This window comes from Streptomyces sp. SID3212, assembly GCF_009865405.1.
Classification (GTDB): domain Bacteria; phylum Actinomycetota; class Actinomycetes; order Streptomycetales; family Streptomycetaceae; genus Streptomyces.
The window spans coordinates 1-592 of the sequence record NZ_WWJY01001228.1 but is presented as its reverse complement, the minus strand read 5'-3'; the positions used below and the strand labels follow the sequence as shown (position 1 = coordinate 592).

At 76.5% G+C, this 592-nt stretch carries 1 protein-coding gene; it reads left to right on the top strand.

Translation table 11 applies throughout. The features are described from left to right. Window positions 1-579 (top strand): alpha/beta hydrolase (locus GT042_RS36485; RefSeq protein ID WP_161312955.1); only part of this gene is annotated, 579 nt, incomplete at its 5' end. Window positions 580-592: the final 13 nt, after the last annotated feature.

The following is a 592-nucleotide window of genomic DNA, read 5'->3' as shown; positions in this document are numbered from 1 at the left end:
GACCTGGCGGCCGTGCTGGGCGAGACGGGCTCGCGGGACGCGGTGCTGGTCGGGCACTCGGGCGGCGGTTTCGCGGCGATGGAGTACGCCACCGCGGAGCCCGCCCTCGCGCGGCGGCTGCGCGGGCTGGTGCTGCTGGGCACCGCCGCGCACGACCAGGACACCCCGGACAGCGAAGTGCGCATGATGGGCAGCGCGTTGTTCTCCCGGGCCCTGGCGCGGCCCGCGCTGGGCCGCCGGCTGCTGGGCCAGACGATGGGCAAGAACGTCGACCCGTACGCCCTGGAGGTCAACCGGCAGATGTTCGCCGCAGCGTCCCCCCAGGTGCGCGCGGACTGCTTCCGCTCGTCGCGCGGCATGGACCTGCGCGCGAAGCTGGCCGCCGTCACCACGCCCGCCGTGGTGCTGGCCGGCGAGAACGACCGGGTCATCGCGCCCGAGCTGGGCAAGGCGGTCGCGGCCTCGCTGCCGGACGCGCGGTTCGAACAGCTGCCGGGCGCGGGGCACATGCTGCCGCTGGAGCGTCCCGGAGATGTCGTACGGGCCGTGGCCGGGCTCCCGGCCCGACCCCGGCCGTGACGCCGTCCGCCCC